Genomic DNA, 14,369 nt, shown 5'->3' with positions numbered 1-14,369 from the left:
CTTCCTTTCTTCACTATGTCCTTGTGTATTTTTGTGGCAGCAAATGCCCAATCATTGTTTTGGTATAACCCTCTTCCCCTTGCAAAATAACCTGTGTGTCCTTCCCATAATCACTGATCAATTCTCTACAAATGCCACACGGTGATACTACATCCAACTGCAGGTCAGAAGTTTCCGTTGAATCGTCCGGATCGATCTCTGGATGCCGAACAGCAACAATGGTTGCAAATTCAGTTTCACCTTCTGAAATGGCTTTGCCAATCGCAATAGCTTCCGCGCATACCGAAACACGACCAATGTAGGCTTCCAAATGCACCGCAGTATATATCCTTCCAGATTGCGTTCGTACTGCTGCACCGATGTGATGTTTACCCTCTCTGTATAACCGCTTGATTACATTCTTCGCTGCTTCAATCAGTTCCATATCTTCTGTTGTTATGGTCATCTTGGTGTCTCCTTCTAAAATTCATTAATTTTCAATATGTGTAAAATCAATAATGCACAATACCAATATACGAAGACTATTGAGCCGTTTTCTCCGTCCAGATATTTATCTCACTCAACATATATTCTGCATATTCCAGAAGTAACGGTTCGCTAAGATCTAATTCTTCCAGTTCACCATTATACTTTGCAAGACATTGCGAGATGACGCCCTGGTACTTAGACGGAAACTCTGTTAGGGCGCGTTCTCCTGCCTCTCGCTTGGAATAAATCACCGAATCTCTCACATACAACAAAACACGTGACAAATTCAGTACATAGTAGACAGGGTTGTCCGCAATCTCTTCCAGAGCTGCTCCCACATCTGATGTAATGGAGGCAATCATATATTCACGAGGTACAGGATGGAATAGATCCATAATGGGTTTGCCATATAAGACTACACCTCGGTCATAAATGACAGCCATGTGTGCTACCAAATCCGGATCTTCATATCCGCCGCAGAGATATTGTTCATCAGTTCTATACTTTTCCCGGTGATAGGCTGAATAATGAAATTCGAATGGAGTTGGGTATGCCAAGTTCGCAATTGTGGATTCCAATACAATACTGATCTCAAAACCTTTCGTAATGTTCTGCGCCTCTTCAATATGCATTAACTTTATGGCAATGCTTCGATAGGTCTCAGCAGATTGTTTATCCCGGCATACCACCAATATATCGATATCGCTCTCATTCGGATGGAAGCATCCCATGGCCATGGAGCCGTGCAGATAGATTCCCACCAGGGAATCCGATAACTCTTCTTTTAACACATGAATAACGGGCTGCAAAATTACCTGTTCCACGACAGACACCCTTTCAGATATGTATTAGGTATTAAATTCAATATTCATTTCACCAACAAAAACAGCCGTCCCTATAATTCTTACATCCATGTCCTGCCCATCACGCGTCACACTCACTTCAACCTTTCCTTCTCTTCCGGCCTCATGTCCCTGCTCTATGACCAATTGCACCTGATCAACCTCACGGTTCACATACGTTAAATAATAGGCGCCCATCACCCCGGAGGCTGTTCCTGTCACTGGATCTTCCGTGGTGCCTGAGTATGGTGAAGAGAAATGTCTGGCATGCATCATCGCATCGGAATCACGGGTTTCAAAGGTAAACGGATGTAGGGAAGCCTTGGGGTTTTCAAGTAAAATATCAGGGAATCGGGAAGTATCCGGTTTCATTTTTGTAAAAGAATTCAGTTTACGAATGGGTATTAATAATGTCCAGGTTCCGGTACTTCCATAAACGATAGGCGTGGACAGATCCAGGTCGTCCAGAGTTAGATTAATGGCACTCGCCAGTTTCTGGATATCACCCTGGAACGGCACAAAACGCGGTTGGTCCTGCTTCATCTCCATGTTGATCGTATCGCCATCCTGCTCAAATCGAATAGGTAGTATGCCTACATTGGTTTGGATTGTGATTGACTCTTTGCCCTCCAACAGACCTCTTGTCTTCAAACCATACAGCGATGCCATCGTCGCATGTCCGCACAGATTAATCTCATGGCCTGGCGTAAAATAACGCAGTCTCACGTCGGCTGCTTCGGAGCTGAGCACAAACACCGTTTCATTAAAACCAACCTTATGCGCAATCTGCTGCATCACCGTCTCACTTAAATCATCAGCATGGAAGACCACTCCTGCCGGATTACCTTGGCCCGGAATGGTGGAGAATGCATCATAATGATAGACCGTAACCTCACTCATAATTAGAACCGCCCTCTCTGTGATTAAGTAGACGCACATCCCCATATAGCTCTACTTCTTCTCCATCGATCACAATCCCATCACCGTCTTGGCAGGCATAGACTTTTGCAGCGTTAGCATCTGCATAGTCTCTGAGCGAATCGAGACTGGCTTCCTCTCCGTCCCAGTGCGGTGCAAACTCGAAGTCAACGAGTCCAAGAGCCTTTTTGTCATGAAGGTCCACATGGTTCTCGTCTGCATCTTGGCCATATTCAGCTATTTCAATGGTTGGTGTAGTTAGAATACTGCCTGCGCTAACCCCGATCAGAATACCGCCTCTCTTCACATAGGAACGCAATAATCCTAGTACATTTCTCTTCTGTAATAGACTTAGAAAATAAAATGTATTTCCCCCTGATAAATGAATCGCATCGGCTTCAAAAATCCGCTCAAATGTACTTTGGTCATATTCCAAGTCCAGATCATAATAATGAATGCTTTCAATACCCAGTTGATTGTAGTAACGCACGGTATGCTCAAAATATTTCCGATCAGGGTCGGAACAGGAAGGAATATAACCTATGGAAGGCTCGTCACAATCCAGCAAATTCAATATTTTCTGATCCAGTTCCTCATTTGTTTTAAAGTATACGTCACTTAACAAAACCAACTTGGCCATCGTTGTTCCTCCTGCCCTGTAACTGTTGCTAGTCTTACCTTCTCTCCTACCCATTCCATGACATTCTATCCCCTTTGACTACATCTGAAATACAAGCAGATCACTGCATCTGTCCGTTAATGTATCTTCTATGATATGTAGAGGCATTCTGAACCCACAGCTCCAATTCGATTCTACTAACAAAAAGCTCATCCTGAACCTTAATGAATGGAAACATTTTGCCGTCAAAGGAGCCTGCTATAGTAAAACTTTGTTGTTCGGCCCGTATAATGCTCATCACCTGTTCTTCAGTCATACTCAGATACTCCGCTGTTTCATGAATCGTCATTAACGCTTTATCGCTTGTAACTTCTTCTTGTGCCACTTGAGTCGGCTCGTTGGCACTCTCCTGGTTCGATAGTAATAGACAGCCAATAATAAATGAAATTCCTAAAATAGCACTAGCAATCAGAATTGAGATTGGAATGGACTTCATATACTCCCCCTATTAGAAAACTGATATTAATCACAAATAAAGTCTTCCTTCTTTAATGTGTAGTAGAACAGATTGTCTTTTAATTCAACAGATTTCAGAAAATGCAGCTTGTGCAGCAAGTGTTGTGATCGAACATTCTCCGGTTCCACCGTCGCTTCGATATATTCCAGATTCATCACATGCCATCCGAGCTTAATCACTTCATTCAAAGCTTCTTGCATTAAGCCCTGTCCCCAATATGAAGGGGATAAATCGAATCCAATCTCCGCACTGGACGGTGACTCTGGAGCCCAACAGTGAAACCCTGCTGTTCCAATGAGACCACCATTTGTTTTATCAAACAGACCATATCTGCAACCCGAATCATCCATATGGAACTGTATTATTTCTTCTGCTTCCTTGATGCTGCGGCAAGGCTCAATATCCATAAATCGCGTGACTTCCGGATTAGCAAAATGGATAAGCACTGCTTCACTGTCTGCCAAATTCAGCTCCCTCAGTACCAATCGCTCAGTCTCTATTTTCGGAAAATGAATCATAATGGAGGCCCCTTCCATCGTTAAAAGTTCCTGATTGTGTACATCCCCGCCTCACCAAGAAAATCTCTCCTTGTTAATCCTTTTTCTCCGAGTAAAATCCTGTAGTTGGTTATCGTGCCATCATGTGAAATGATAACGGTATTGCCATCCTGTTCCCTGCACCATTGAAGCAGCTGTTCGGCATAAACTTCAAATCGATGTTCCTCCATCCGATTAATACCTTCATCCCAACAATTCAATCCCAAGTCAACCAATCGTATACCGGCAAACTGAGCATGAAGTTCATCTTTTGAATAGATCTGATCGCAGACTAAAGGAACGAACTCCGGATTCTGAGGAAACATTCTTGGGCCAACAAGTGGACAGATCATAAGATTTTCTCTTGCAGTTAGAAGAAGTGCTGTTTCAATGGTACGTTTCGTTGGGCTCACCAAAATGACGTCTTTAGGCTCAAGCATCACCTGTTTTCGCAACGCTGTCACCTGACTTTTCCCCAGTTCAGTGAGTCCCGGATGAAGCCAATTTAATTGGTTCGGGTAATCAAGCAAATGCTCAGCATGCCCATGACGAATAAATGTAATGTCCATAGACCCTCTATTTCTGAATGTAGTGTTGGATGCTCTTCGCATCATGCAGGTTACTCAGTTCCTTTTTCAAAAAGACTGGGTAGACCTCCATCTGCTCAAGCTCCTCTAAGGAGAACCAACGGAATATTAACTTGCCGTTATCCTCCAGCCCTTTGAATTCAATTTCACTATAGAGCTTATGAGCTTCCGGTGACGTAATGACATAGTAAAATCCAATCTCATGAACCTTCAGGCCATCATACTCAAAGAAATCCTCACTAACAAATGCAAGTCTTTTCACTTCAACATGGATGCCTAGTTCCTCTGTCATCTCTCGAACAAGGGCCGCTTCTGTCGTCTCGTTCAATTCGACCCGTCCTCCGGGCAGATTCCAGAAATCGTCCTGTTCCGTCGTATGCAAAAGAACTCTTCCCGCATCCATCACAATGCCTGCCACGCGGAAGTTGAATTTGTTGTTGTTTCGCTCATACGATATGTTATTGATATCTGAATTTGTCATCTCTCTGACCACCCATCGGAAAATCCATCTACGAATCCGTTCATGAACGAAGGAATAATGAGGACAAGCAATGCTATGAAACTGACGATCCCCCATATGAGAACTGATCTTCGTTTGCCCCTCACACCTATGATCAACAATAGGGCGGTTGTTGCGATTAGTACTACCTCAACAAATGTCATAAATCTGAACCTCCGTTATGTATTGGCATTTCAATCATGCTTCGGCTTTCCTCCTTTCTAAATTGCAAAAACTGACGGAACCATGCTACTCATAAATCTTGCCCATATACAGAATCTGAGCACACCTCTCCCATGGGTTGTCAGACTTCTCGTAATGTCGTAATCCATCCACCGAATCCTGTCCCCACCGGGCAGCCGCTTCCAGAAACGATTCTATCGAATCATTTTGCCATTCATCGGTTTGCTCTTCACGGTCCTTGCTTAATTCTAGTAAAAAATCCATAAAAGTCGCTTCACTCTCGACTTCGTTAACAAGCTCAAATAACGTCTTCCCCATTTCTTACACTGTTCTCCTTCCGTATTTTAAAACGCCTCTCTTAAAATTCCCTCCAACTCCTCCCGGCAAGCAACCAGATTATAATCCGAATTATCCAGCCAGTGTTTATCGATCTTCAGCATATGATAAATCTCGGTTTCCAACTCTTTTCTTGCCTGAAGAACCTCCACCGTGCCTTCAATTCCCTGATACCCTTTTGAATTTCCCAGCCCCTGATTCGTGTAATAGTGTATGAAACCATCGGACCATTCCTTGGGCCGTTCCTTCACCGCTTTGTCAAAGGTATAGGCGATATCCTGCTGATGAATATAGATTAATAGCGGATTTAATGGCGCAGTGATGCGTTCCAAATCCAATACATACTGCATGTTATCTTCTCTCGATTGATTGCATTTGACCAAACCTATCGTTAGTGGATTCTGAATAAAACAACATTCAAATATGGTGATAGAATCATCCGGAGCGCTTAACACACTTTCGGCGAAGCTCCGCCATTTTGCGGTGATTAGGTCTACATTTTGTTCAAAAGGTAACTCGTAAATATCCCGGCTGAATATCTCTTGCACCACATCGTCGGGAAAATCCTGTCCACGTTCCTCTTTTATTTTCCGATAAGGAATCAGATAACCATTATGATAAGTTGTGGCTCCGCTCTCCAATATGCCTCTGCATGCCTCATGAGTACTCAATAAATCCTCAAATTCTTCTGCTGCATAAAAAGCAACACCTTCATAATCAGCGGGATGATCCAGATTACCTTCTTGGAAAAGCTGCACCTGCAGCCCTTGCTGGATCAGAATGTCGGAAACCATCTTGGCAATCGTGGACTTTCCTGAACCTGGTAACCCTTCAACAAGTATTAATCGTCTTGCCATTATGTCATCACCCTTAACTTCATTTTAAATTTGCTAGATTTTAATGATCATGACCTATTGTTAATCAATATCTGCAATAATCCATTGTGCCGAATCCCCATCTTCTTTCTTTTTCCAAAAAACCATTATGCTGCTGGATTCAACGTCGTTCTCCTTTAGTTCAGTAACCTCTACTACCCCCTCGTAGAGTTTCTTTTGTTCCTGAATGGTAATGTCGCTCATGGAGATAACCTTGCGGACTTTGGTTCGGCTCATGCCCGATACGGGCGATTGTGGATCAATAAGGCTCATGTACCCCTTTTCATCCTCTTCCCATAAGTAACGTAAGCGGGTGTTCATAAGTTTGACGATTTCCAGTTCATCACCTGTATATTTCGTTTCATCGATGTATACAGGCGGGATGTCTTCGTCTTCTTCAGATGTCAAACCTTCTCCCTTCTTTTGCGTTTCTTCTGCAGTGACACTTTCCGATACAGGCTCCGTCGGTTTCTGTGCATCTTCATGATTGGTTTTATCCTGACAGGCGATTAAGAATAGAAATAGACCAAGCATTATGGTTAACTTTTTCACAGTCCTATCCCTCACATTCCTGCTTCTATTATTCTTTCAAACACCCAAGATCATGATCTGTGTTGGTCGCTGGATACCAACGGTCTTCAGACGCTCCATGATGGAATTACCGCGTTCAGCAAACGCTGCATAATCTTCGAACGCTGTTGCCCTTTCCATGTGCTTCTTACAGGCCTCGGATACCAACCGAATGTCTTGTTCTGCCATGACATCCTGTTTTGGCTCGTTATATTCGTAAGTCCAACGGATGCTTATTCCTCCACAAGTTACGATATCTTTAACTTCCTGACGTGTATACGTATGACGATGATAAATTCCCAAACGCTGATCTATATCGGCACTAAAGTGGTGATACATGATGTGCGTCAGCTGGGCTTCATTGGGATCATCACTGACCAGCTCATTAATGAGAATTAGACCGCTGCTCTTCACCACGCGCTTCATCTCTTTTATGACGTTTGCGTAAGGGGGTAAATGATGCAATGCGTTCGAAATACAGACAGTATCAAAAGTTTGATCTGCAAACTCCATCTTTGATGCGTTCATTGGCTTAAACTGGATCTTATCGTTGATCGCATATGCAGCGGCTGCCTTGCGTAAAGAATCCGTGTCGGTATCAATGCCCGTGATCTGTTCGATACGACTTAAAATCTCAAGTAGGGTAGGTATAAATTTCCCTGATCCTGTACCAACCTCCAACACCTGCCCTGCATGATGCGTTGCCAACTGCTTTTTCAACTCATCCATGGATAGCACCGTCCCCAATATGACTTTATCCAATACCCGAATCACTACAAGATGTTCAGGACCTCTATCAGATCCCTACACACATATTCCGGATGGATATGCCCAGGTTTGGATTTACCTTTTCGATTTAACCAGACAGCCTGGATTCCTGCATTTTGTGCTCCCTGAACGTCACTTGTCAGCGAATCTCCTATATGAATGACATCGTTTCGGGATAAATCATATTTGGCTAATGCTTCATTAAACATCTCGGTTCTCGGTTTGTAAGATCGAACATCTTCACTGGTAACCACACCTGCTGCCTTGATGCCATGCTTCTTCATTGCCGCTCTTACATCATCTGTATCGATATTGGAGAGGATATACACCGGGATTTCCACCGATTGCAAAAAGGGAATGGAATCCTCAAATATCCCCGGATTACGCCAGTGAGCCAACTGCTCCTGATTAAGCAGCGCTGCGACAGCATCCGATTGAAAATGCCGAATCGTTTCTGCCAAGGACTGCACATTAAGAACTCTTTGCGTAGTAAACTGACTGCCATGGCTTGCATAAAACATTTCTGAAAATGCCTTCCACCAATAATCGCCTATTTCATCTGCAGTACATTCAACACGCGCCGTAGATTGTACCTGTTCGTAAATCACCGGAAGAATATCGTCATCCTCGTGCACAATCGTCCCGTAGAAATCAAGAAAAATGGCTTTCATCCCGCTTCCTCCCCAATCATTCAAAATCCAAAACCGTACGATTCAAACTTCCTATGTATGTTACATTTTCTCTTTGATACATCATAACCCATAATGTGGAATTTGCGAATGATCCAAGTACGCTATCTTTTCATTCCCTAACTCTCTCGAATAAAAAAAACACGCCGCTGTGCATGACTTGCCTCATGCAAAGGGCGTGGTGTTGTGATAAAATTTTGTATCTACTTTCATCAACGGAAAAGCATCAGGTAATTCCTCACGTGTAACCGAAACAAATCCATTTTTCTCATAAAACCGATGGGCTGCCACGAACTGCTGAGTCGTTCCAAGATAGATGTCATGCACAGCGTTTTCCCGGGCCCACTGAAATGCCTGATGCAGGAGTCTGCTCGATACTTGCAGTGTCTTACCTCTATAATTTTCAGCCACAAACATCTTTCTAAGCGCAACGTTCGCTTCTCCAATATCAAGCAAAGCAATCGTGCCCACCACTTCGTCATTGGCAACAGCGACCCAGAAGTTCCCGTTCCCTTTTTGATAAAAGGTTTCGATTGCAAGCAGATCCGGTTGATCCTCTCTGGTAATGGGAATATGGTATTCCTGCTGTTGAATCTGCAAAATCAAATCAAGGACTTGGGATTGATACTTGGAAGAGTACTCTTTTATATCGATAGTGGGGCTATTCATGATGTTTTCTCCTTGGATGGTATCGTTATTCACCTGTTCTTAAGTTCCCTGCCTAGCAACTGTTCATCAAACCATACATCCTCATCCTCTTCCGCAATTAGAAAGCGCCAACCTGGCGCGAGCCCTAGGGATTTCTTGATTTTAGGGTCCCATTCATCCACATGCGCTGTATGTAGAGGTACGGAAAAGTCATTTGCACCTTCATCTGAATATTCATCCGCCCAACTGGATAACCTCAGTTTTCAAAATCATAATACTGCTTATAGTTTGAGAGCCATTCCTCTTTGGAGAAGTCTACAAAATCATAAGCTTCACACTGTCTGAGATATTGTAACTGTTCCCCTGCTTGCTGACCGCCCTTTTGTTCCAGATACATGATCGTGTCCTCAAACCCGGCACCACACAGCAGCTGTACTTCCACATAACTGCCCGTATCCTGGTTCTTTCTTTTGGCCTGCCAGATTAGCTGAGTGTCCTCTACGTGACCGATCGCAAACAGCATAATACATAAAGTTTTGAGATAATCGTTGTCCTCCGCACTTGTATTGTCGAACTCTTGCTGCAGCAGTCTGCGAATGCGCTCCCTGTCCCCGGAGCCCGGCTCCAAGCCGAACTCCTGAAGCGCCTCTTCTTCGTTCATATGGATTCCTCTTGTCTACTTCAGTATTTTGTTTAATTCTTCCGCTTTTTTCTTGCTATCTATTCTAGCATAAAAATAAAAGGCAATCGTGTGCAGCACAATCGATAAAAGCCACATGCCAGGGAACCACGGTGCAATAAGCTGGAACATTTCCTCTGAAAACAACCACACACCTGCCATGCCTCCGAGAATATTAAATGTGGACGAGATCGCAATATTCCAAATCGGTTTCAACGTAAAGTAGTTCCACAGCGCATTGTACATGACTCCAAATACTACGGCTGCTATGAACGCAATTCCGGCCAAGTTCCATAGATACCCCATCTGGAGTGTATGATCTTTGAAGAATAGGGTTAGCAGCAGCGTGACCCATAACGAAGTTACTGTAAATACCTGAAAAAACGAATGTTTGAGATTTGCGATCATCATAATTTCCCCCTGAAATTTTTGATATAGTATCGACTGACGTAGTAGCTGGAACCATCTGCAAGTTCAACTTGAATTCTGGCATGGTCTGTTGCGGCGAACGCCTTAATGTGTTTCGTGTTGATGATCGTCGAGTTGTTAATCTTCAGAAAGTGGGACGAATCGATATCTTCTTCCACAAATTTAAGACGTTTGCCCAGCAGATAGCGCTCTCCCGAAATCAAACGTACATTGCACATTCGGTCCTCGGACTCAATGGCAAGGATTGAACTTGGCTGAATCTGGACATTCCGGTTATTCTTCGGATTGATGACGACCAGCTTTCTTTCCAATTGACTGATTGCTTCATCGATCCCCTCCCAATGCAGTTGTTCCGAAGGGTTGGTAACGACCTTGGCGATCCTTCGTTCCATGGATGAATCTGTTTCAAAAATCACTTTCACGTGTTGTCCTCCTCTCACAACTCATATTACAGGCAAACTTGAACCTGGCATACTGAATTGCGTTTTGTTGCAAGAAATTGCAGGTTTGTTGCACTTAGCTAGTTCTCGTACAAGAAGTGGATAATTCGCACATAATTAAACAAATCCTTTTAACGTTGTTATGAGAATTATTCATCAGATATCAAACTCTTCAAGGATACCAAACGGGGAATGTTCAATATTCCCCGTTGTATTCTACATAACTCGTTTGTCTGAAGCGTGCGACATGATATGGCATATACACACTCTGAGAATAAGGTGACAAATGTTCGATAAAATCAATCGCAGCCTCTACCATTTCATCTGATGCGAAAACGGACTCATCCAAGAAACCACTCAATAACGCAGCATCCCCTTTGAATTTCAGCATAAGGTAGCCATATCCTGGATCGGCAATCACCAAGTTAACAATCTCTTCTTCGGCAGGTTCTCTTGATCCATCATAGAACCTCACCACAATATCCAGATCCCTACGAAATACATCCACATCGCATGAAAAATTCTGATATTCAAATCTCATATTGTAGTCCCCTTACCACAATCTCTATCTATATACTTATTAAGTCGGAGCCGCTACTCTTCCTTGATTTCAAGATACATCTCCTGATTTTGCTGGATCTTCTCATTCATCCTTGCAATGACTTCCTGAGCCTTCGCTCGATATCGAATGAACAGATCTTCGATTAATTGGAACAAGTGTGGATCTTGCTCTAAATCCGTTGGCGAAAACTCTCGCCATTCTTCCCCGGCTCTATTTTTCTCTGTAATTACACGTTCGATTTCGTTTAGCAGAGCTGCCATTTCATCTTGATTAAAATAAAACATTCCGTTCTTTATGCCGCTCCAACTCTTCATCTCAATGATATTGTAGGCCGAAAACCAATAAAACTCCGCCAGACTTTTCGTATGGTTATGATAGGAATAAAACAGAAATAATGCTTGCTGGCCTTCATTTAACTGACGGTACATCTCTGTTTTGGCTGCAACATCTTTACCTCGAACAGAAATTAGCATCGGCTGAACACACAACCAGCTAAGCTGCGTTGATCCCAGGTCTGCTTGTTTGATTTTTGCCCTCATAACATGCTCCTCTCTTCTCTCCAATGAATGTAACACAATTACTAGAATCCTTACTTTTCATGATCAGGTGTCTGCACAGCCGGTTCGTTCTCGCCCCCCATTCTGCGCCTGGATGTCTCCATTCTGCCTGTCGCGGGAACATGGTTGGATACTTTGGCTAAACCAAATTTCGGCATGTTGGCATAGATGGATTCATAGGAACCTGGCCCAGCCTTGTACGTTTCATGATAGATCCCAACACTTCCATCTGAACCAATCGACTTATTAAATCGTTTCCATGCCTCCAGGTGCAGACCGCCACGTGCGTATTTCTCCAGTTCATCATAAGATCTCCAGTACTGCAGAAGGGTGACACCCCGCCAGCTTATAAAATATTCCGTCCCCAGAAATCCAGTATCTGGATTCATGTACAGTTCTCTGATCATCGGCCCCATTGCCTTAAATACAGGCAACCACTTATGTACGGCCCATAGGCGGTTTATTCGCATACCAATGATAAAAACAACAAACTCTCCATCAATCTCAGCCGTATGTCTTCCCTTATGAATATTCCCCACGTCACGTCTCCTTTTTCAGACAACTTGGTCCTGGTTTCCAGTTCAACAAACTTGATATTGCCGGCCATTTGAATGGCTTCGCTCTTCATCAGGTCTTCCTTAATCCACCTTTCGATGAAAAACGAACTGGAGACCATGTGCACCAATCCTGCGAATTCCCGTGTCCCGAAAACCTGCTTTCAAATACAGGCTCTGTGCTGCAACATTCTGTTCATTTACAGCGAGTATGACTTCCTTCATTTCGGGGTCAATTTGCTGAAGCAATGGGGTAAGTGCATTCATGGCAGCCAGCGCATATCCTTTACCCTGATGCTCCAATGTAATAGATAGAGCTCGTATTAAGATGGCACTGGAATATCTCTTTCCTTCAGCGTATTCCGAATTTTTATGTAAAATAAAGAAGCCCACCGGCGTCTCCTCTTTTAGAATAACAATGGGAAACTTGTCGGGGTTCGAAATGGCCTCCTCAATGACTTCTGCAGGCAGTGCCGTAAACGTAAACTGTTCCCCCGTCAGTGAAAAACGAGCTAATGCTTCATCATATCGTTCATGATACATGGTGAGATGAATCAACTTTTCCATAGGGGCTCACCTCTATTTTCAATTTGGTCGATCCATCCGGCCAGTAGCTGTTTCAGTTCCTTGGCAGTTGCATGAATGAATCCTTCCAGAACTTCCATGGACAAAATCCTCAAATCTCCTAGCGGCTCATGGGCAGGATTGTTTAAAAAATCAACCTTCTCTTCCCTATACTGATACACCTCCAGTTCCAGCAAACCACCCAAATCATAAGCTTTACCAGTACCCAGTTTATTCAGTAGATCGTAGGCTCCAGAGTGATTCCGCAAAATCATAAATTCCAACTTCGTCACGTCATGCGTATATATACTTCTTCCATCGGTGTGTTCCTCATATGCAGGATAGATGTTGAAGGTCCACACGCGATCCGTATAAACATGGGCGATGTAACCACACAAATACTGCAAGAATGCAGGATCATGCTCCGCCTGCAGCCTATTGGACTCCACAAATGCCCGCAGTTCTTCATCTGTCGCGAACCTGCCTTCTTCGATCATTAGATGTGTTTTGGCCTTTTCACTGCGCACATTGCTTCTCACATGGATGGAGTCAGGAGCGAGGCTTCCCAGTAGGAATTCCGGGGATGGATTAGATATAAATTCGGATGCAATCGCAAAATGAACCATGGGCCAAGGCATTGAAATCACTCCATTTTCGTTAATTTATAGCCTTACTAACGCAGAATCCCCTGCTTCTCTTGAAGCAAATCCATGAATACAGGCTTCTGTACCTTATTAATCCTATCGATATCGACTTCATCCAAGCTTGTAAAAATCAATTGCAACGACTCCTGGTGTTCGTCTTCAAGTCTCTTCAATACACTCTCCGGGCTCCATACCCCCACCAGGCAATCCCCAGTCCCCATAATCGGACCTTCGCTGCAGTAGAATTCTCCCACCATCATCTCTAATAATGGCCCCGCCTGTAACCACAATTCGACTTGTCATCTCCGCCGCCCTTCTCTCGTCATTGAATATGAGATAACTTACTGTTAAATACCAAAATGCATAATACACTTCCCATGCTCATCAGCGTGTTTTGCCATCATGGCAAGCTTTTTTAATTCAGTGATCAGGTCAGTTTTGGTATACACCAATTTCTCGTAGTAACCTTTGTTCTCTCCACCAACAATACAGTAATTCCCTCTAAGTATGATCGGATCAGGTGCTGAACTGAATAAATCAATCCATGCATGCATGATATGATGAAGCCTTTGCAACACTTGTTTATCTTCAATAACAGTAATGCCATAATAGTTTAATCCGCTTGTTCTCTCGCCCGTAGACGGATTTCCGGTATCTAACCATTGAAGGGAATCCTGTATATACGAAATAAAGTCGTCATCCAAGTGAGCTTGGTTGTCTGGTGAGAGTCCACCTTTATGTATTTTCCCGTGTCTATCCCTTGAGTAGGAAGTATGGATAACTTCGCTTATATCCGATATATTTTCAATAACAAAGTTATGGATCATCGGCATATATTGCTCCCCCACACTATTGAATTTGTTTTCGCTTCCTTTCCCATTCATC

25 protein-coding genes are annotated in these 14,369 nt (G+C 43.4%); all 25 read right to left on the bottom strand.

The features are described 5' to 3' along the window. Window positions 1–13: 13 nt before the first annotated feature. A complete protein-coding gene (locus HP552_RS32140) occupies window positions 14–445 on the bottom strand; it encodes a cytidine deaminase (protein ID WP_175399408.1) in 432 nt (143 codons plus the stop codon). 76 nt (window positions 446–521) lie between these two features. Next, entirely contained in the window at window positions 522–1,292 is a 771-nt protein-coding gene (locus HP552_RS32135) for an aminoglycoside adenylyltransferase domain-containing protein (RefSeq protein WP_312884383.1), read from the bottom strand. A 24-nt stretch (window positions 1,293–1,316) separates the two neighbouring features. Next, window positions 1,317–2,210 carry a PhzF family protein gene (locus tag HP552_RS32130; RefSeq protein ID WP_175399407.1) on the bottom strand — a complete coding sequence of 298 codons (894 nt, stop codon included), beginning with the start codon at window positions 2,208–2,210 and terminating at the stop codon, window positions 1,317–1,319. Then, window positions 2,203–2,868 (bottom strand): Type 1 glutamine amidotransferase-like domain-containing protein, encoded by a 666-nt coding sequence (locus HP552_RS32125; RefSeq protein WP_175399406.1) that lies wholly within the window; start codon window positions 2,866–2,868, stop codon window positions 2,203–2,205. The genes HP552_RS32130 and HP552_RS32125 overlap by 8 nt, the downstream gene beginning before the upstream one ends. A 100-nt stretch (window positions 2,869–2,968) precedes the next feature. Continuing rightward, window positions 2,969–3,343: a hypothetical protein gene (locus HP552_RS32120; protein WP_175399405.1), complete on the bottom strand. Its 375-nt coding sequence runs from the start codon at window positions 3,341–3,343 to the stop codon at window positions 2,969–2,971. 26 nt (window positions 3,344–3,369) lie between these two features. Then, the gene (locus HP552_RS32115) at window positions 3,370–3,882 is read right to left on the bottom strand and encodes a GNAT family N-acetyltransferase (RefSeq protein ID WP_175399404.1); all 513 of its coding nucleotides are present in this window, start codon (window positions 3,880–3,882) and stop codon (window positions 3,370–3,372) included. Window positions 3,883–3,902: 20 nt separating this feature from the next. Beyond that, entirely contained in the window at window positions 3,903–4,469 is a 567-nt protein-coding gene (locus tag HP552_RS32110; RefSeq protein ID WP_175399403.1) for a histidine phosphatase family protein, read from the bottom strand. Between the two features lie 7 nt (window positions 4,470–4,476). Next, a complete protein-coding gene (locus tag HP552_RS32105; RefSeq protein ID WP_175399402.1) occupies window positions 4,477–4,968 on the bottom strand; it encodes an NUDIX hydrolase in 492 nt (163 codons plus the stop codon). A gap of 267 nt (window positions 4,969–5,235) precedes the next feature. Further along, window positions 5,236–5,487, bottom strand: coding sequence for a DUF7660 family protein (locus tag HP552_RS32100; RefSeq protein WP_175399401.1), 252 nt, complete (start codon window positions 5,485–5,487; stop codon window positions 5,236–5,238). Window positions 5,488–5,513: 26 nt separating this feature from the next. Further along, a complete protein-coding gene (locus HP552_RS32095; protein WP_175399400.1) occupies window positions 5,514–6,362 on the bottom strand; it encodes an adenylyl-sulfate kinase in 849 nt (282 codons plus the stop codon). A 60-nt stretch (window positions 6,363–6,422) separates the two neighbouring features. Beyond that, window positions 6,423–6,932, bottom strand: a complete 510-nt coding sequence (locus HP552_RS32090; RefSeq protein ID WP_175399399.1) for a hypothetical protein — start codon at window positions 6,930–6,932, stop codon at window positions 6,423–6,425. A gap of 36 nt (window positions 6,933–6,968) precedes the next feature. Next, a complete protein-coding gene (locus HP552_RS32085; RefSeq protein ID WP_175399398.1) occupies window positions 6,969–7,679 on the bottom strand; it encodes a class I SAM-dependent methyltransferase in 711 nt (236 codons plus the stop codon). 44 nt (window positions 7,680–7,723) lie between these two features. Continuing rightward, window positions 7,724–8,389 (bottom strand): HAD family hydrolase, encoded by a 666-nt coding sequence (locus HP552_RS32080; RefSeq protein ID WP_175399397.1) that lies wholly within the window; start codon window positions 8,387–8,389, stop codon window positions 7,724–7,726. A gap of 183 nt (window positions 8,390–8,572) precedes the next feature. Then, entirely contained in the window at window positions 8,573–9,076 is a 504-nt protein-coding gene (locus HP552_RS32075) for a GNAT family N-acetyltransferase (protein ID WP_175399396.1), read from the bottom strand. 29 nt (window positions 9,077–9,105) lie between these two features. Continuing rightward, on the bottom strand, window positions 9,106–9,315 hold the full coding sequence (locus HP552_RS35955; protein ID WP_446686457.1) for an immunity protein Imm33 domain-containing protein: 210 nt from the start codon (window positions 9,313–9,315) through the stop codon (window positions 9,106–9,108). Next, window positions 9,312–9,716, bottom strand: a complete 405-nt coding sequence (locus tag HP552_RS32070; RefSeq protein WP_175399395.1) for a hypothetical protein — start codon at window positions 9,714–9,716, stop codon at window positions 9,312–9,314. The genes HP552_RS35955 and HP552_RS32070 overlap by 4 nt, the downstream gene beginning before the upstream one ends. A 15-nt stretch (window positions 9,717–9,731) precedes the next feature. After that, window positions 9,732–10,145, bottom strand: coding sequence for a hypothetical protein (locus HP552_RS32065; RefSeq protein ID WP_246311154.1), 414 nt, complete (start codon window positions 10,143–10,145; stop codon window positions 9,732–9,734). Further along, window positions 10,142–10,585 (bottom strand): LytTR family DNA-binding domain-containing protein, encoded by a 444-nt coding sequence (locus HP552_RS35690; protein WP_175399394.1) that lies wholly within the window; start codon window positions 10,583–10,585, stop codon window positions 10,142–10,144. Before HP552_RS35690 ends, HP552_RS32065 begins: the two co-directional genes overlap by 4 nt. A gap of 214 nt (window positions 10,586–10,799) precedes the next feature. Beyond that, on the bottom strand, window positions 10,800–11,144 hold the full coding sequence (locus HP552_RS32055) for a hypothetical protein (protein ID WP_175399393.1): 345 nt from the start codon (window positions 11,142–11,144) through the stop codon (window positions 10,800–10,802). 53 nt (window positions 11,145–11,197) lie between these two features. Then, window positions 11,198–11,704 (bottom strand): hypothetical protein, encoded by a 507-nt coding sequence (locus tag HP552_RS32050; RefSeq protein ID WP_175399392.1) that lies wholly within the window; start codon window positions 11,702–11,704, stop codon window positions 11,198–11,200. 50 nt (window positions 11,705–11,754) lie between these two features. Continuing rightward, a complete protein-coding gene (locus tag HP552_RS32045) occupies window positions 11,755–12,261 on the bottom strand; it encodes a DUF4188 domain-containing protein (RefSeq protein ID WP_175399391.1) in 507 nt (168 codons plus the stop codon). A gap of 99 nt (window positions 12,262–12,360) precedes the next feature. After that, complete coding sequence (locus HP552_RS32040; protein WP_175399390.1) at window positions 12,361–12,843, bottom strand: GNAT family N-acetyltransferase; 483 nt, start codon at window positions 12,841–12,843, stop codon at window positions 12,361–12,363. Continuing rightward, a complete protein-coding gene (locus HP552_RS32035; RefSeq protein WP_175399389.1) occupies window positions 12,831–13,478 on the bottom strand; it encodes a hypothetical protein in 648 nt (215 codons plus the stop codon). The genes HP552_RS32040 and HP552_RS32035 overlap by 13 nt, the downstream gene beginning before the upstream one ends. Window positions 13,479–13,643: 165 nt before the next feature. Further along, window positions 13,644–13,787 (bottom strand): NUDIX domain-containing protein, encoded by a 144-nt coding sequence (locus tag HP552_RS35220; RefSeq protein WP_246311153.1) that lies wholly within the window; start codon window positions 13,785–13,787, stop codon window positions 13,644–13,646. Window positions 13,788–13,831: 44 nt separating this feature from the next. Beyond that, on the bottom strand, window positions 13,832–14,317 hold the full coding sequence (locus HP552_RS32025) for a hypothetical protein (RefSeq protein ID WP_175399388.1): 486 nt from the start codon (window positions 14,315–14,317) through the stop codon (window positions 13,832–13,834). Between the last annotated feature and the right edge of the window lie 52 nt (window positions 14,318–14,369).

The sequence above is a fragment of the Paenibacillus xylanilyticus genome (genome assembly GCF_013359935.1).
Lineage (GTDB): Bacteria > Bacillota > Bacilli > Paenibacillales > Paenibacillaceae > Paenibacillus > Paenibacillus xylanilyticus.
The sequence above is the reverse complement of the archived record's forward strand: the minus strand, read 5'-3'. Positions and strand labels throughout refer to the sequence as shown.